Below are 17,439 nucleotides of genomic sequence, written 5' to 3'. Positions count from 1 at the left end.
GTTTCCACTTTGAGAAAGGACGCCAGACATGGCGAAGCTCAGCACTGACGAGCTGCTCGACGCGTTCAAGGAGATGACGCTGATCGAGCTCTCCGAGTTCGTGAAGCAGTTCGAGGAGACCTTCGAGGTCACCGCTGCCGCCCCGGTCGCGGTCGCCGCTGCCGGTGGCGCTGCCGCCCCCGCCGAGGCCGAGCCGGAGAAGGACGAGTTCGACGTCGTCCTCGAGAGCGACGGTGGCAAGAAGATCCAGGTCATCAAGGTCGTGCGTGAGCTGACCGGCCTGGGCCTCAAGGAGGCCAAGGACGTCGTCGAGGGCGCTCCGAAGGCCATCCTGGAGAAGGTCAACAAGGAGACCGCCGACAAGGCGAAGGCCAAGCTCGAGGGCGAGGGCGCCAAGGTCACCCTCAAGTGACCTGAGGTCGGCCTCTGGTCGACCTGGCGCGCGTCCGGCTCACGTGAGCCGGGGCACATCGCGTCACAGCGGGCGGTGATCCGGGAACGGGTCGCCGCCCGCTGTGGTTGGTGGACTCCGGCGGCAGCGGCGTGAGCAGGGCGTCCAGCGCCGGGCGTACGGCACCGGGGCGGCGTGCGACGGTAGTCCGTCGGTGGGAAAGACGACGGCGACCCCGGCCGGCCCTTGACGCGGCACCGGCCTCCCAGGCACGCTGACACCAGCAAGACCTTCCGCGCTTGCGACGGCCACCTCTTGGGTAATGGCAGCGGCAGCACCACCCGCCGCGACACCCGAGCGGCCCGGCAGGAACGACGCGTTCCGAGCGGCCCGGAGACCCGGATCCAGAGGTCCCGAGGCACGTTCCGCGACGACCTGCGGGATGGGCTGGACAGCGGTTAGCCTCTCGGCTACACTGCTAGTTTGCGCTGCCTTCCGAATTGACCCCTGCTCGGAAATGTCCGTTTGTGGATATTTCCGGTGGGGTCATTGGAGTGCACGCGTACCAGCCGTTCTGCAGCACCGGTCCTCGGAAGGACGCATCTTGGCAGCTTCCCGCCCTGCGAAGACCAGTCGTACGTCGAGCGCTTTCGCGCCCCGCCGAGTTTCTTTCGGCAGGATCACCGAACACCTCGAGGTCCCCAACCTCCTCGCCATCCAGAACGAGTCCTTCGACTGGCTCGTCGGCAACGAGGCTTGGCAGGGCCGGTCGGCGGACGACCCGCACGCACGCTCGGGTCTCGCGGAGATCCTCGACGAGATCAGTCCCATTGAGGACTTCTCCGGCACCATGTCGCTCTCCTTCTCGGCTCCGCGCTTCGACGAGGTCAAGGCCTCGATCGAGGAGTGCAAGGAGAAGGACCTGACCTACTGCGCCCCGCTGTTCGTGACCGCGGAGTTCACCAACAACACCACTGGCGAGATCAAGAGCCAGACGGTGTTCATGGGTGACTTCCCGATGATGACGCCGAAGGGCACCTTCATCATCAACGGCACCGAGCGCGTCGTGGTCAGCCAGCTCGTCCGGTCCCCGGGCGTCTACTTCGACAAGCAGCCGGACAAGACCTCCGACCGCGACCTCTCCAGCGTCAAGGTCATCCCGAGCCGGGGTGCCTGGCTGGAGTTCGACATCGACAAGCGCGACACGGTCGGCGTCCGCATCGACCGCAAGCGCCGGCAGGCCGTCACCGTGCTGCTCAAGGCCATCGGATGGTCGGCCGAGCAGATCCGCGAGCGGTTCGGCTGGTCCGAGCTGATGATGACCACGCTCGAGAAGGACCACATCGCCGGCCAGGACGAGGCCCTGCTCGACATCTACCGGAAGCTGCGCCCTGGCGAGCCGCCGACCCGCGAGAACGCGCAGACCCTGCTCGACAACCTCTTCTTCAACCCGAAGCGGTACGACGTCGCCAAGGTCGGCCGGTACAAGTTCAACAAGAAGCTCGAGCTGGACGTGCCGATCACCACCGGCACGCTCACCGAGGACGACATCGTCGCCACCGTCGAGTACCTCTGCCGGCTGCACGCCGGTGAGGAGGGCTACGAGGCCGACGACATCGACCACTTCGGCAACCGGCGCCTGCGTACGGTCGGCGAGCTGATCCAGAACCAGGTCCGGGTCGGTCTCTCCCGGATGGAGCGGGTCGTCCGCGAGCGGATGACCACCCAGGACGTCGAGGCGATCACCCCGCAGACCCTGATCAACATCCGCCCGGTGGTGGCGGCGATCAAGGAGTTCTTCGGCACCTCGCAGCTGTCGCAGTTCATGGACCAGACCAACCCGCTGGCGGGCCTGACCCACCGGCGCCGGCTGAGCGCGCTCGGCCCGGGTGGTCTGTCCCGGGAGCGGGCCGGCTTCGAGGTCCGCGACGTGCACCCGTCCCACTACGGCCGGATGTGCCCGATCGAGACGCCGGAAGGCCCGAACATCGGTCTGATCGGCGCGCTCTCCACCTTCGCCCGGGTCAACCCGTTCGGCTTCATCGAGACGCCGTACCGGAAGGTCGTCAACGGTCGGGTCACCGACCAGATCGACTACCTGACCGCGGACGAGGAGGACCGGTTCGTCAAGGCGCAGGCCAACGCCCCGCTGAAGTCGGACGGCACGTTCGCCGAGGACCGCGTCCTGGTCCGCCGTAAGGGCGGTGAGACCGAGGACGTGCCGCCGGAGGCCGTCGACTACATGGACGTGTCGCCGCGGCAGATGACCTCGGTCGCGACCGCGATGATCCCGTTCCTCGAGCACGACGACGCCAACCGCGCGCTCATGGGCGCGAACATGCAGCGCCAGGCGGTGCCGCTGGTCAAGGCCGAGTCGCCGCTGGTCGGCACCGGCATGGAGTACCGTGCCGCGGTCGACGCCGGTGACGTGGTCGTCGCCGAGGTCGGCGGCGTCATCGAGGACCTCTGCGCCGACTACATCACCATCCACCAGGACGACGGCCACCGCCGGACGTACCTGCTGCACAAGTTCCGCCGCTCCAACGCCGGCTCCTGCGTCAACCAGAAGCCGGTCGTCTTCGAGGGCGACCGCGTCGAGGCCGGCCAGGTCATCGCCGACGGTCCGTGCACCGACGAGGGCGAGATGGCGCTCGGGCGCAACCTGCTCGTGGCGTTCATGACCTGGGAGGGCCACAACTACGAGGACGCGATCATCCTGTCGCAGCGCCTCGTGCAGCAGGACGTGCTCACCTCGATCCACATCGAGGAGCACGAGGTCGACGCCCGGGACACCAAGCTCGGCCCGGAGGAGATCACCCGGGACATCCCGAACGTCAGCGAGGAGATGCTCGCCGACCTCGACGAGCGCGGCATCATCCGGATCGGCGCCGAGGTCGTCCCCGGCGACATCCTGGTCGGCAAGGTCACCCCGAAGGGTGAGACCGAGCTGACGCCGGAGGAGCGGCTGCTGCGCGCGATCTTCGGTGAGAAGGCGCGTGAGGTCCGGGACACCTCGCTGAAGGTGCCGCACGGCGAGACCGGCACGGTCATCGGCGTGCGTACCTTCTCCCGCGAGGACGGCGACGAGCTGCCTCCGGGCGTCAACGAGCTGGTCCGGGTCTACGTCGCCCAGAAGCGCAAGATCCAGGACGGCGACAAGCTCGCCGGCCGGCACGGCAACAAGGGCGTCATCTCCAAGATCCTGCCGATCGAGGACATGCCGTTCCTGGAGGACGGGACCCCCGTCGACATCGTGCTGAACCCGCTGGGTGTGCCGTCCCGGATGAACATCGGCCAGGTCCTGGAGACCCACCTCGGGTGGGTGGCCAAGACCGGCTGGAGCGTGGACGGCGACGACGCCGAGTGGAAGCGTCAGCTCCGCTCGATCGAGGCGCACGAGTCCGAGCCGGACACCAACGTGGCCACCCCGGTCTTCGACGGTGCCCGCGAGGAGGAGATCTCCGGTCTGCTCGCGTCGACCCTGCCCAACCGGGACGGCAAGCAGCTGATCGGCTCCTCCGGCAAGGCGCAGCTGTTCGACGGTCGCTCCGGCGAACCGCTGCCGGACCCGATCGCGGTCGGCTACATCTACATCCTGAAGCTCAACCACCTGGTGGACGACAAGATCCACGCCCGGTCGACCGGCCCGTACTCGATGATCACGCAGCAGCCGCTGGGTGGTAAGGCGCAGTTCGGTGGCCAGCGCTTCGGTGAGATGGAGTGCTGGGCGATGCAGGCGTACGGCGCCGCCTACGCCCTGCAGGAGCTGCTGACGATCAAGTCCGACGACGTCCTGGGCCGGGTCAAGGTCTACGAGGCGATCGTCAAGGGCGAGAACATCCCCGAGCCGGGCATCCCCGAGTCGTTCAAGGTGCTGCTCAAGGAGCTGCAGTCGCTGTGCCTCAACGTCGAGGTGCTCTCCAGCGACGGCGTGGCCCTGGAGATGCGCGAGACCGACGACGAGGTGTTCCGGGCCGCGGAGGAGCTGGGCATCGACCTGTCCCGGCGCGAGCCGAGCTCGGTCGAAGAGGTCTGAGGTGAGTGGTCGGGGGCCGGCTCGCCGGCTCCCGACCCCACCCACTAGCTAAGCAGTACAGACGACGACATAGGGGACATAGTGCTCGACGTCAACTTCTTCGACGAGCTGCGCATCGGCCTCGCCACCGCCGACGACATCCGTCAGTGGTCGCACGGTGAGGTCAAGAAGCCTGAGACGATCAACTACCGCACGCTCAAGCCGGAAAAGGACGGGCTCTTCTGCGAGAAGATCTTCGGTCCGCAGCGGGACTGGGAGTGCTACTGCGGTAAGTACAAGCGGGTCCGGTTCAAGGGCATCATCTGCGAGCGCTGCGGCGTCGAGGTGACCCGTTCCAAGGTCCGTCGTGAGCGGATGGGGCACATCGAGCTGGCCGCTCCGGTGACCCACATCTGGTACTTCAAGGGCGTGCCGAGCCGGCTGGGCTACCTGCTGGACCTCGCCCCCAAGGACCTCGAGAAGATCATCTACTTCGCCTCGTACGTCGTGACCAGCGTGGACGCCGAGTCGCGTCACCGTGACCTCTCGACCATCGAGAACGAGATCCTGGCCGAGAAGCGGCAGTCCGAGAACAGCCGCGACTCGGAGATCGAGAAGCGGGCCGCCAAGCTCGAGGCCGACCTGGCCGAGCTGGAGGCCGAGGGTGCCAAGGCGGACGTCCGGCGCAAGGTCAAGGAGGGCGGAGAGCGCGAGATGCGCCAGATCCGCGACCGGGCCCAGCGCGAGATCGACCGTCTCGACGAGGTGCTGGAGACCTTCCGCAAGCTGGAGCCGAAGCAGCTGGTCACCGACGAGCTGCTCTACCGCGAGCTGCGCGACCGCTTCGGCGAGTACTTCACCGGCGGCATGGGCGCCGAGGCCATCAAGGCGCTGGTCCAGAACATGGACCTTGACGCCGAGGCCGAGAGCCTGCGCGAGACCATCCGCTCCGGCAAGGGCCAGCGCAAGATCCGCGCACTGAAGCGGCTCAAGGTCGTCGCGGCGTTCCAGAACACCCGCAACTCGCCGCTCGGCATGGTGCTGGACTGCGTCCCGGTCATCCCGCCGGACCTGCGTCCGATGGTGCAGCTCGACGGTGGCCGCTTCGCGACCTCCGACCTGAACGACCTGTACCGCCGCGTGATCAACCGGAACAACCGCCTCAAGCGGCTGATCGACCTCGGCGCGCCCGAGATCATCGTCAACAACGAGAAGCGGATGCTGCAGGAGGCCGTCGACGCGCTGTTCGACAACGGCCGCCGCGGCCGGCCGGTCACCGGCCCGGGCAACCGCCCGCTGAAGTCCCTCTCCGACATGCTCAAGGGCAAGCAGGGCCGGTTCCGGCAGAACCTGCTCGGCAAGCGCGTCGACTACTCCGGCCGTTCGGTCATCGTGGTCGGCCCGAAGCTGAAGCTGCACCAGTGCGGCCTGCCCAAGCAGATGGCGCTGGAGCTGTTCAAGCCGTTCGTCATGAAGCGGCTGGTCGACCTCAACCACGCGCAGAACATCAAGTCCGCCAAGCGGATGGTCGAGCGGCAGCGGCCGGTCGTGTGGGATGTGCTGGAAGAGGTCATCGGCGAGCACCCGGTGCTGCTGAACCGCGCGCCGACCCTGCACCGCCTAGGCATCCAGGCCTTCGAGCCGCAGCTGGTCGAGGGCAAGGCGATCCAGATCCACCCGCTCGTCTGCACCGCGTTCAACGCGGACTTCGACGGTGACCAGATGGCGGTGCACGTGCCGCTGTCGGCCGAGGCCCAGGCCGAGGCGCGGATCCTGATGCTCTCGTCGAACAACATCCTCAAGCCGGCCGACGGCAAGCCGGTCACCATGCCCACCCAGGACATGGTCATCGGCCTGTACCACCTCACCCACCTCACCCCGGGTGGCAAGGGCGAGGGCCGGGCGTTCAGCTCGGACGCCGAGGCGCGGATGGCCTTCGACAACGGCGAGCTGCACCTCCAGGCCCCGGTCAAGATCCGCCTGCGCGGCGTGGTCGGTGTCGACAACGGCGCCGGCGCCGAGCCGTGGGTCGCGCCCGAGGGCTGGGTCGAGGGCGAGGCCCTGACCGTGGAGACCACGCTGGGCCGGGTGCTGTTCAACGAGACGCTGCCGCAGGGCTACCGCTTCGTGAACTACGAGATCCGCAAGGGCCAGCTCTCCGCGATCGTCAACGACCTCGCCGAGCGCTTCCCGAAGGTGGCCCTCGCGGCCACCCTGGACGGGCTCAAGGAGGCCGGTTTCCACTGGGCCACCTGGTCCGGCGTCACCATCGGCATGGAGGACGTCATCGCTCCGCCGCGCAAGCGGGAGATCCTGGAGCGGTACGAGAAGGAAGCCGACCGGATCGACAAGCAGTACCAGCGTGGTTTGATGACCGCCGAGGAGCGTCGCGGCGAGCTCATCGAGATCTGGACCAAGGCGACCAACGAGGTCGCCAAGGAGATGGACACCGCGCTGCCGCAGGAGAACCCGCTGTGGAAGATGATCAACTCGGGTGCTCGCGGTAACCTGCTCCAGCTCCGGCAGATCGCGGCGATCCGCGGTCTGGTGGCCAACCCGAAGGGTGAGATCATCCCGCGGCCCATCAAGGCCTCGTACCGGGAGGGTCTGTCCGTGCTGGAGTACTTCATCTCCACGCACGGTGCCCGTAAGGGTCTCGCCGACACCGCGCTGCGTACCGCCGACTCGGGTTACCTGACCCGTCGTCTGGTGGACGTCTCGCAGGACGTCATCATCCGCGAGGAGGACTGCGGCACCGACCGGGCGATCCCGATGCAGATCGGGCAGCGCCTGGACGGCCGGGTCGTCGCGCACGAGCACGTCGAGACGAGCGTGCACGCCCGTACCCTGGCCGACGACATCAAGGGGCCGGACGGCACCGTGGTGGCGGAGCGGGGCTCGGACCTCAACTCGATCCTGGTCGACAAGATCGTCGCGGCCGGGGTGGAGACGGTGCGCGTGCGCAGCGTCCTGACCTGCGAGTCGAAGCTGGGCGTCTGCGGTGCGTGCTACGGCCGCTCGCTGCCGACCGGCAAGACGGTGGACGTCGGCGAGGCGGTCGGCATCATCGCCGCCCAGTCCATCGGTGAGCCGGGTACCCAGCTGACGATGCGTACCTTCCACACCGGTGGTGTCGCGGGTGAGGACATCACCCAGGGTCTGCCCCGTGTCACGGAGATCTTCGAGGCCCGGGTGCCGAAGGGCAAGGCGCCCATCGCCGACACCCCCGGCCGGATCCGGATCGAGGACGGCGAGCGGTCCCGGAAGATCATCGTGGTGCCGGACGACGGCAGCGACGAGATCGTCTACGACAAGATCTCCAAGCGGGTCCGGCTGCGGACCCACGACGGGGACCACGTCGAGGTCGGCGAGAAGCTCACCGAGGGCACCATCGACCCGCACGAGCTGCTGCGCATCCTCGGCCCGCGCGCGGTCCAGGTCCACCTGACCCAGGAGGTCCAGGAGGTCTACCGCTCGCAGGGTGTGCTCATCCACGACAAGCACATCGAGATCATCATTCGCCAGATGCTCAAGCGGGTGACGGTCATCGACTCCGGCTCGACCGAGTTCCTGCCGGGCGTGCTGGTCGACCGGGCGCTGTTCGAGTCGGAGAACCGCCGACTCGTCTCCGAGGGTGGCGAGCCCGCCGCCGGTCGCCCGGTGCTGATGGGTATCACCAAGGCCTCGCTGGCCACCGACTCCTGGCTCTCGGCGGCCTCCTTCCAGGAGACCACCCGGGTGCTGACCGACGCGGCGATCAACTCGCGTAGCGACTCGCTCGTCGGCCTCAAGGAGAACGTGATCATCGGTAAGCTCATCCCGGCCGGTACGGGCATCAGCAAGTACCGCAACGTCCGGGTCGAGCCGACCGAGGAGGCGAAGGCCAAGGTCTACTCGATGACCGGCTACCCGGAGACCGACTACGGCTTCGGGCCGGCCAGCGGCCAGGCGGTGCCGCTGGACGACTTCGACTTCGGGTCGTACCGCTAAGCAGTGCGCCGACGAGGCCCCCGGCACCCCGCCGGGGGCCTCGTCGCGTCCCGGGTCGTCGACGGACCCGCCCGGGGTGGGGTGGGTGCGGGCATGATGGACGGCATGACGACCGCTCCCGGGCAACTGCCCGTGGCGCACCAGCCGCCACGCCACCCGCTCGACCCCGACCCGGCGCCCGCCTCGAAGGCGCGCGCCGTCTTCGCCCTGGGCCTGATCGCGGCGTTGACCGGGCTGTTCGTCGGCGGCGTGGTGCCGGCGACGGTCGCGCTCCAGCTCGCCCGGCAGGCCCGCCGCGAGGCGTACGCCTCCGGCGGGTACCTCACCGGCGCCGCCTGGCTGCGACGCGGTGAGCGGCTGGCCTGGACGGGGCTGGCGCTGGTCGCGGTGGCGGTGGTGACGCTTGTGGTGATCGGGGTGGTCCGCTACGCCGAGGCCCCCTTCGGTCAGGACTTCAACTCGAACGTCGACTGATCCCGGTGACGACCGCTCGCGGCCCCCACCGGCCGTGCACGCCGGCGGTAGCCTGGCCGGTGTCCGTCGCGCGGCGGTGGACCTGACTCTCTCGACAGGAGGACCACGTGACGGAACCGGCGTCGCCGTCGGGAGCCGACCCCGGCGACCGGCCCGTGGGGTCCCCGGAGCCCGGCGCGCCCGGTGCTGCCTGGCCGACCCCGCCGGCCCCCGTGCCGCCGGCCGCGCCTGTTTCGCCGGCCCCCGTGCCGCCGACCCCGCCGGCTCCCGCGCCGCCGGCCGCGCCAGGCTCCGCCGCGCCGCTTCCGCCGGCCCCCGGGTCGCCGAATCCGGTGCCGTCCGCACCCGTGCCGTCCGAGTGGGCGCAGCCCGGTCCCGTCTCACCCGGTCCCGTCTCACCCGGTTCCGTGTCGTCCGGGGCGGCGCAGCCCGGTTCCGTGTCACCTGACTCCGTGTCGCCGGGGTCGGGGCAGCCCGGACCCGTGTCGCCAGGGCCGGGCCAACCCGGAGCCGGGTCGTCGGGCTCCGGGCCGGTGTCGCCCTGGCAGGCAGGCGGCGGGTCGCCCTGGTCGGCCCGGGGCCCGTCCGACGGCGGCGCCGGCACGCCGCCGGAAGCCGCCCCCATCGGGTACGCCCCGCCGCCGTTCCCGTCGGACCCGTACCGGCCGGCCTCCCCGGGCGGCCCGTCCGCAGCGCACCCCGGCCAGTCGGCCGGCCCGTCCGGGACGTACCCGGGGCAGCCGGGCGGCTCGTCCGGGGCGTACCCGGGGCAGTCGGGCGGGCAGCCGGGGGCGTACCCCGGCCAGCCGGCCGGCCTGCCTGCGGCGTACCCGGGGCAGCCGGACGGCTCGTCCGGGGCGTACCCGGGGCAGTCGGGCGGGCAGCCGGGGGCGTACCTCGGGGGGAGCCCGCCGGGCGCGTGGCCGGCGGCGTCGTCGCCCGGCCCGGCGCCGCTGCCTCCGCCGCCGCAGGAGGCGCCGCGGCCGCCGAAGCGGGTCGATGCGGTCCCCGGCACGCCGTTCGGCGTGGTCCACCTCGACGTGCCGGCGGTCACCTCCGGCCCGGCGGTCGGCTCGCTGGTCGCCGGCATCGGGTCGATTCTGGTCTCCCTGGTGGTGATCTGCTTCGGGGTCGGGGGAGCGCGGTTGGGTGGCGCCTGGGCCGCCGGGGCGTTCACCGTGCCCGGCTCGCTGGCCGGGGCCGCGGCGATCGTCGCCGGCCTGCTCGCCCGCCGGCAGATCCGCCGGGCGGCGCCGCCACCGGCCGTCCGGTTCACCGGCAGCGGGATCGCCGTCGCGGGGATCAGCTGCGGCGCGGTGGGGCTGCTGCTCAGCCTGCTGGGCCTGGGGCTGGCGCTGCTGCTCCAGTTCGCCTGACGGCGTCCCCGACGGGGCCCGACGGGCCGCCTCCGGGGGTAGCCGGTACACTTGAGTGCATAGGTGCCCATCACGGGTGAGCAGGCACGACGGGCGGGGCGACCGGCGGGATCTGAGATCCGCCGGACCATTCCGTTTTGACCTGCGAGGCTGTGGTAGGTACTCTTTCCCCTTGTGCCCGGGCCTGCCCGGGCAGTTCGTGCGTGCGCGGGATCCGGTCCGTCCGGCGATCAGGCGGTGGCACGACACAGTCGAAGAGCCGGCACGCGGTCCGCCGTGCGCCGGTGAACACATCCGGTGGCACGCGCGAGCGACGGCACCGGACCGTGATCTGGGCGACACGCCCGACCGCGGGTGCTGGGACCTCCGTGAGGCGGCCCTGGTTGGAATGTAGGAGAGCCGTCCATCACGGGCGGCTGACGAGCAGACGGCGCGGTCGCCTCGCAGCGGCCGAAGGGAGCGGAGAAACCCGGTGCCCACCATCCAGCAGCTGGTCCGAAAGGGCCGCCAGGCCAAGACGACCAAGACCAAGACCCCGGCGCTGAAGGGTTCCCCTCAGCGGCGCGGTGTGTGCACCCGCGTGTACACCACCACCCCCAAGAAGCCGAACTCAGCGCTCCGCAAGGTCGCGCGTGTCAAGCTCAGCAGCCAGATCGAGGTGACCGCCTACATCCCGGGCGTCGGTCACAACCTGCAGGAGCACTCGATCGTGCTCGTCCGCGGCGGTCGTGTGAAGGACCTCCCCGGCGTGCGTTACAAGATCGTCCGCGGTTCGCTGGACACCCAGGGTGTCCGCAACCGCAAGCAGGCGCGCAGCCGTTACGGCGCGAAGAAGGAGAAGAGCTGACATGCCGCGTAAGGGGCCCGCTCCGCGGAAGCCGCTGGTCGCTGACCCGGTGTACAACTCGCCGCTGGTCACCCAGCTGGTGAACAAGATCCTGCTGCGCGGCAAGCGCCAGCTCGCCGAGCGCATCGTGTACGCGGCCCTCGAGGGCTGCCGCGAGAAGACCGGCACCGACCCGGTCGTGACGCTCAAGCGCGCGATGGACAACGTCAAGCCGACCCTCGAGGTGCGCAGCCGCCGCGTCGGTGGCGCCACCTACCAGGTGCCGGTCGAGGTCCGTCCCGCCCGGGCGACCACCCTCGGTCTGCGCTGGCTGGTCAGCTACTCCCGCGCCCGGCGCGAGAAGACCATGGTCGAGCGGCTGATGAACGAGCTGCTGGACGCGAGCAACGGTCTGGGTGCCGCCGTCAAGCGGCGCGAGGACACGCACAAGATGGCCGAGTCCAACAAGGCCTTCGCGCACTACCGCTGGTAACACCTGGGTTCCGGCGCCGCAGGGCGCCGGAACCGCCACCAGTTGTGTCGAGACGACGATAAGTAGGGATTGAAGTGGCCGCCGCAGACGCGCTCGCCAACGTACGCAACATCGGCATCATGGCGCACATCGATGCCGGTAAGACCACTACCACCGAGCGGATCCTGTTCTACACCGGTATCACGTACAAGATCGGTGAGGTCCACGAGGGCGCTGCCGTCATGGACTGGATGGAGCAGGAGCAGGAGCGTGGTATCACCATCACCTCCGCTGCCACCAAGTGTGAGTGGAAGGGCCACACGATCCAGATCATCGACACGCCCGGCCACGTCGACTTCACGGTCGAGGTCGAGCGGTCGCTGCGGGTTCTGGACGGTGCGGTCGCGGTCTACGACGGTGTCGCCGGCGTGGAGCCGCAGACGGAGAACGTCTGGCGTCAGGCCGACAAGTACAACGTCCCGCGGATGTGCTTCGTCAACAAGCTGGACCGGACCGGTGCCGACTTCTTCCGCTGCGTGCAGATGATGATCGACCGGCTGAACGCCACCCCGCTGGTGCTGCAGATCCCGATCGGCAACGAGTCCGACTTCATCGGCGTCGTCGACCTGGTCGAGATGCGTGCCCTCACCTGGCGCGGCGAGACCCAGAAGGGTGAGGACTACGCGGTCGAGGAGATCCCGGCCGACCTCGCCGACTCGGCCGCCGAGTGGCGCGAGAAGCTGATGGAGACCCTGGCCGACGTCGACGACGCGGTGATGGAGAAGTACCTGGAGGGCGAAGAGGTCTCCGTCGAGGAGATCAAGGCCGCCATCCGTCGGGCCACCATCGCCGGCAAGGCCAACCCGGTCCTCACCGGCACCGCCTTCAAGAACAAGGGCATCCAGCCGATGCTGGACGCGGTCGTCGCGTACCTGCCGTCGCCGCTGGACATCCCGGCGATCGAGGGCACCGCCACCGACGGCGAGACCCCGATGCAGCGCAAGCCGTCGGTGAAGGAGCCGTTCTCCGGTCTGGCCTTCAAGATCCAGACGGACAAGCACCTCGGCAAGCTCACCTACGTGCGGATCTACTCCGGCACGCTCGAGTCCGGCTCCCAGGTGGTCAACTCCACCAAGGACCGCAAGGAGCGGATCGGCAAGATCTACCAGATGCACGCCAACAAGCGGGAGGAGCGCAGCTCCGCCCAGGCCGGCGACATCATCGCGGTGCAGGGTCTGAAGCAGACCACCACCGGTGACACCCTGTGCGACCCGGCGAACCCGGTCATCCTGGAGTCGATGACCTTCCCGGAGCCGGTCATCGAGGTGGCCATCGAGCCGAAGACCAAGGCCGACCAGGAGAAGCTCAGCACCGCCATCCAGCGGCTGGCCGAGGAGGACCCGACCTTCCGCGTCAAGCTGGACGACCAGACCGGTCAGACGGTCATCTCCGGCATGGGCGAGCTGCACCTGGACATCCTGGTCGACCGGATGCGCCGCGAGTTCAACGTCGAGGCGAACATCGGTAAGCCGCAGGTGGCGTACCGCGAGACCATCCGCCGCAAGGTGGAGAAGGTCGAGTACACCCACAAGAAGCAGACCGGTGGTTCCGGCCAGTACGCCCGGGTGATCATCAGCCTGGAGCCGCTGCCGCTGGGCAACGACGCCCCGACCTACGAGTTCGCCAACGCCGTCACCGGTGGCCGCATCCCGCGGGAGTTCATCCCGTCGGTGGACGCGGGCGCGCAGGACGCCATGCAGTACGGCATCCTCGCCGGCTTCCCCCTGGTGGGCATCAAGCTCACCCTGGTGGACGGCCAGTACCACGAGGTCGACTCGTCGGAAATGGCGTTCAAGATCGCCGGCTCGATGGCGATGAAGGAGGCGGCCCGCAAGGCCGACCCCGCGCTGCTCGAGCCGATGATGGCCGTTGAGGTCACCACTCCTGAGGAGAACATGGGTGACGTCATCGGCGACCTCAACTCCCGCCGTGGCATCATCCAGGCGATGGAGGAGCGCAGCGGCGCCCGCGTCGTCCGGGCCCTGGTGCCGTTGTCGGAGATGTTCGGCTACGTCGGCGACCTGCGGTCGAAGACCCAGGGCCGGGCTAGCTACAGCATGCAGTTCGACTCCTACGCCGAGGTCCCGCAGGGCGTCGCGAAGGAGATCATCGCCAAGGCGACGGGTGAGTGACGCTCACCTGAGCTGATCCGGTGATCCGGGGTCGGTCGCGGGAGGGATCTCCCGCCCGCGGCCACCTCGGTCGGGTTGTGTGAATCCGGGCCTGTAGGCTTCATCGCCGCAGAACCCACCAAGCTCTCCGGCCATCAGGCCGGAAAGGCTGTCGACAGAGTCCTAAGCGCCAATCGGCGCGCCGGGGCGAACGAACCAAGAAGTCCACAGGAGGACACCAGTGGCGAAGGCGAAGTTCGAGCGGACTAAGCCGCACGTCAACATCGGCACCATTGGTCACATCGACCACGGTAAGACGACGCTGACGGCGGCCATCACCAAGGTCCTGCACGACCAGTTCCCGGACCTCAACCCGTACACGCCGTTCGACGAGATCGACAAGGCGCCGGAGGAGAAGGCCCGCGGCATCACGATCTCCATCGCGCACGTCGAGTACCAGACCGAGGCGCGTCACTACGCGCACGTCGACTGCCCCGGTCACGCCGACTACATCAAGAACATGATCACCGGTGCCGCGCAGATGGACGGCGCGATCCTGGTGGTGGCGGCGACCGACGGCCCGATGCCGCAGACCCGCGAGCACGTGCTGCTGGCCCGTCAGGTCGGTGTGCCGTACATCGTCGTGGCGCTCAACAAGAGCGACATGGTCGACGACGAGGAGCTCCTGGAGCTCGTCGAGCTCGAGGTCCGCGAGCTGCTCTCCTCGCAGGAGTACCCGGGTGACGACCTGCCGGTCGTCCGGGTCTCGGCGCTCAAGGCCCTGGAGGGCGACCCGGAGTGGACCGGTCGCCTGATGGAGCTCATGAACGCCGTCGACACCGCGATCCCGCAGCCGGAGCGTGAGACCGAGAAGCCGTTCCTCATGCCGATCGAGGACGTCTTCACGATCACCGGTCGTGGCACGGTCGTCACCGGTCGCGCGGAGCGCGGCATCCTCAAGCCGAACGAGGAGGTGGAGATCGTCGGCATCCGCGAGAAGTCGATGAAGACCACCTGCACCGGCATCGAGATGTTCCGCAAGCTGCTCGACGAGGCCCGCGCGGGCGAGAACGTCGGTCTGCTGCTGCGCGGCATCAAGCGCGAGGACGTCGAGCGCGGCATGGTGGTCGTCAAGCCGGGCACCACGACCCCGCACACGGAGTTCGAGGCGACGGTCTACATCCTCTCCAAGGAGGAGGGTGGCCGGCACACCCCGTTCTTCCAGAACTACCGTCCGCAGTTCTACTTCCGGACCACGGACGTCACCGGCGTCGTCACGCTGCCCGAGGGCACCGAGATGGTCATGCCGGGCGACAACACCACCATGACCGTGAAGCTGATCCAGCCGATCGCCATGGAGGAGAACCTCAAGTTCGCGATCCGCGAGGGTGGTCGTACGGTCGGCGCTGGTCGCGTCACCAAGATCATCAAGTGACCTGGGTAACCCCGATTAGCGTCGCCGCCGGTCGTGCGGCATACTAGTCAGGTTGCGTAACGACGGTTAGTCGCCCGCGTCCGGCGCAAGCTGGACCTCCGGGAAGACCAACAGTCGCGCGTAGGGTGGTTGATCGCCCCTGGTGATCAACCACCCTCGCACGGCGTCCAGATCGCTGTGATGCGATCGGCGCCTTGACCCACCGCGTGGTCAGGAGAACCGCTCCGGAGTCCCGGGGCGGAGCCTGGTCCGAGGGCGCGACACGCCCGACCGCGGGGGTCGGCGAAGTGGGCCTGTACCAGCCGGTACAGGTGCCCGCAACACAGCGGCATCGAGAGAAGGAACAGAAGCCACCATGGCGGGACAGAAGATCCGCATCCGGCTCAAGGCCTATGACCACGAGGTCGTCGACTCCTCGGCGCGGAAGATCGTCGAGACGGTGACGCGTACTGGGGCGCAGGTCGCAGGCCCGGTGCCGCTGCCCACGGAGATCAACCGTTTCTGCGTTATCCGCTCGCCGCACAAGTACAAGGACTCGCGCGAGCACTTCGAGATGCGCACGCACAAGCGGCTGATCGACATCATCGACCCGACCCCGAAGACGGTCGACTCGCTCATGCGCCTCGACCTGCCGGCTGGCGTCGACATCGAGATCAAGCTGTAGGGACCGGACAAATGGACAGGCAAGTCAAGGGGATCCTGGGCGCAAAGCTCGGCATGACCCAGGTCTGGGACAACAACAAGGTTGTCCCCGTGACCGTGGTTCAGGCCGGCCCGTGCGTCGTCAGCCAGGTTCGTAGCGCCGAGAAGGACGGTTACTCCGCGATCCAGCTCGCCTACGGCACGATCGACCCGCGCAAGGTCAAGAAGCCGATCAGCGGGCACTACGCGAAGGCGGACGTGGCGCCGCGCCGGCACATCGTCGAGCTGCGCACCACGGACGCCGCGGACTACTCGCCGGGCCAGGAGGTCACGGTCGAGGAGTTCCCGGCGGGCGTCGTCATCGACGTCACCGGCAAGACCAAGGGCAAGGGCTACGCCGGCCCGATGAAGCGGCACGGCTTCCACGGTCTGCGCGCCAGCCACGGTGTGGAGCGCAAGCACCGCTCGCCGGGCTCGATCGGCGCCTGCGCCACCCCGGGTCGCGTCTTCAAGGGCACCCGGATGGCCGGTCGGATGGGTGGCGTGCGCTACACCGTCCAGAACCTGACCGTCCAGGCGATCGACACCGAGAACAACCTCCTGCTCGTCCGTGGCGCCATCCCCGGCCCCAAGGGCGCGCTGGTCCTGGTCCGTACTGCGGCGAAGACCAAGGTGAAGAAGGGCGGTGCGGCCAAGTGACCACCGTTGACGTCCTCAACGTCGAAGGCGGCAAGGCCGGCTCCGTCGAGCTGCCCGCCGACATCTTCGACGTGCAGGCCAACATCGCGCTGATGCACCAGGTCGTGGTGGCCCAGCTCGCCGCGGCCCGGCAGGGCACGCACAAGACCAAGACCCGCGGCGAGGTCGCCGGTGGCGGCAAGAAGCCGTACAAGCAGAAGGGCACCGGTCGTGCCCGCCAGGGCTCGATCCGCGCGCCGCAGTTCGCCGGCGGTGGCGTGGTGCACGGCCCGGTCCCGCGCGACTACAGCCAGCGGACCCCGAAGAAGATGAAGGCCGCCGCCCTGCGTGGGGCCCTCTCCGACCGGGCGCGCGCCGGCCAGGTGCACGTCGTCGAGGCGTTCGTCTCGGGCGAGAAGCCGTCGACCAAGGCCGCTCTGGCCACGCTGGCCAAGCTGACCGAGGCCCGTCGGGTCCTCGTCGTGCTGAGCAGCACCGACGAGCTGAACTGGGTGTCGCTGCGCAACGAGCCGCGGGTGCACCTGATCGAGGCCGGCCAGCTCAACACGTACGACGTGCTGGTGGCCGACGACGTGGTCTTCACCAAGGAGGCCCTGGACGAGTTCCTGGGCGTTCCCGCCGAGACCACCGAGGAGGGTGGCAAGTGAGCACGATCGCCGACCCGCGGGACATCATCGTCGCGCCGGTCGTCTCGGAGAAGAGCTACAGCGAGCTGAACCGGAACTGGTACACCTTCCTGGTGCACCCGGACGCCAACAAGACCGAGATCAAGATCGCTATCCAGCAGATCTTCAACGTCCGCGTCCTGACGGTCAACACGCTCAACCGCGAGGGCAAGCGCAAGCGCACCAAGACCGGCTTCGGTCAGCGCAAGGCCACCAAGCGGGCGATCGTGAAGCTGGCTGACGGTGACCGTATCGAGGCCTTCGGCGGCCCGGTCAGCTGAGG

At 68.8% G+C, this 17,439-nt stretch carries 13 protein-coding genes; all 13 read left to right on the top strand.

Features of this window, described 5'->3' with window-relative positions:
• Nucleotides 1-28: 28 nt before the first annotated feature.
• The 13 genes from rplL to rplW all read left to right on the top strand — a co-directional run bounded on the left by rplL (nt 29) and on the right by rplW (nt 17,437).
• Nucleotides 29-412 carry a 50S ribosomal protein L7/L12 gene (gene rplL, locus GA0070614_RS12590; RefSeq protein ID WP_088976131.1) on the top strand — a complete coding sequence of 128 codons (384 nt, stop codon included), beginning with the start codon at nt 29-31 and terminating at the stop codon, nt 410-412.
• A gap of 583 nt (nt 413-995) precedes the next feature.
• Nucleotides 996-4,427, top strand: a complete 3,432-nt coding sequence (gene rpoB, locus GA0070614_RS12585; RefSeq protein ID WP_088976130.1) for a DNA-directed RNA polymerase subunit beta — start codon at nt 996-998, stop codon at nt 4,425-4,427.
• A gap of 81 nt (nt 4,428-4,508) precedes the next feature.
• Nucleotides 4,509-8,396 carry a DNA-directed RNA polymerase subunit beta' gene (locus GA0070614_RS12580; protein WP_088976129.1) on the top strand — a complete coding sequence of 1,296 codons (3,888 nt, stop codon included), beginning with the start codon at nt 4,509-4,511 and terminating at the stop codon, nt 8,394-8,396.
• A gap of 105 nt (nt 8,397-8,501) precedes the next feature.
• Complete coding sequence (locus tag GA0070614_RS12575) at nt 8,502-8,870, top strand: hypothetical protein (protein WP_088979399.1); 369 nt, start codon at nt 8,502-8,504, stop codon at nt 8,868-8,870.
• A gap of 953 nt (nt 8,871-9,823) precedes the next feature.
• On the top strand, nt 9,824-10,246 hold the full coding sequence (locus tag GA0070614_RS12570) for a hypothetical protein (RefSeq protein ID WP_088979398.1): 423 nt from the start codon (nt 9,824-9,826) through the stop codon (nt 10,244-10,246).
• Nucleotides 10,247-10,718: 472 nt separating this feature from the next.
• The gene (gene rpsL, locus GA0070614_RS12565; protein ID WP_007465318.1) at nt 10,719-11,093 is read left to right on the top strand and encodes a 30S ribosomal protein S12; all 375 of its coding nucleotides are present in this window, start codon (nt 10,719-10,721) and stop codon (nt 11,091-11,093) included.
• A gap of 1 nt (nt 11,094) precedes the next feature.
• Nucleotides 11,095-11,565 carry a 30S ribosomal protein S7 gene (gene rpsG / locus GA0070614_RS12560; protein ID WP_088976128.1) on the top strand — a complete coding sequence of 157 codons (471 nt, stop codon included), beginning with the start codon at nt 11,095-11,097 and terminating at the stop codon, nt 11,563-11,565.
• Nucleotides 11,566-11,639: 74 nt separating this feature from the next.
• Nucleotides 11,640-13,736: an elongation factor G gene (fusA, locus tag GA0070614_RS12555; protein ID WP_088976127.1), complete on the top strand. Its 2,097-nt coding sequence runs from the start codon at nt 11,640-11,642 to the stop codon at nt 13,734-13,736.
• A 220-nt stretch (nt 13,737-13,956) separates the two neighbouring features.
• A complete protein-coding gene (gene tuf, locus GA0070614_RS12550; RefSeq protein WP_088976126.1) occupies nt 13,957-15,150 on the top strand; it encodes an elongation factor Tu in 1,194 nt (397 codons plus the stop codon).
• A 355-nt stretch (nt 15,151-15,505) separates the two neighbouring features.
• Nucleotides 15,506-15,814 (top strand): 30S ribosomal protein S10, encoded by a 309-nt coding sequence (gene rpsJ, locus GA0070614_RS12545; protein WP_007073037.1) that lies wholly within the window; start codon nt 15,506-15,508, stop codon nt 15,812-15,814.
• A gap of 11 nt (nt 15,815-15,825) precedes the next feature.
• A complete protein-coding gene (gene rplC, locus GA0070614_RS12540) occupies nt 15,826-16,491 on the top strand; it encodes a 50S ribosomal protein L3 (RefSeq protein ID WP_088976125.1) in 666 nt (221 codons plus the stop codon).
• Nucleotides 16,488-17,138, top strand: coding sequence for a 50S ribosomal protein L4 (gene rplD, locus GA0070614_RS12535; RefSeq protein ID WP_088976124.1), 651 nt, complete (start codon nt 16,488-16,490; stop codon nt 17,136-17,138). Before rplC ends, rplD begins: the two co-directional genes overlap by 4 nt.
• The gene (gene rplW / locus GA0070614_RS12530) at nt 17,135-17,437 is read left to right on the top strand and encodes a 50S ribosomal protein L23 (RefSeq protein WP_073834931.1); all 303 of its coding nucleotides are present in this window, start codon (nt 17,135-17,137) and stop codon (nt 17,435-17,437) included. The genes rplD and rplW overlap by 4 nt, the downstream gene beginning before the upstream one ends.
• Nucleotides 17,438-17,439: the final 2 nt, after the last annotated feature.

Origin of the sequence: Micromonospora coxensis (genome assembly GCF_900090295.1) — a bacterium.
Classification (GTDB): Bacteria; Actinomycetota; Actinomycetes; order Mycobacteriales; family Micromonosporaceae; genus Micromonospora; species Micromonospora coxensis.
This window is presented reverse-complemented; position numbering and strand designations above follow the sequence as displayed.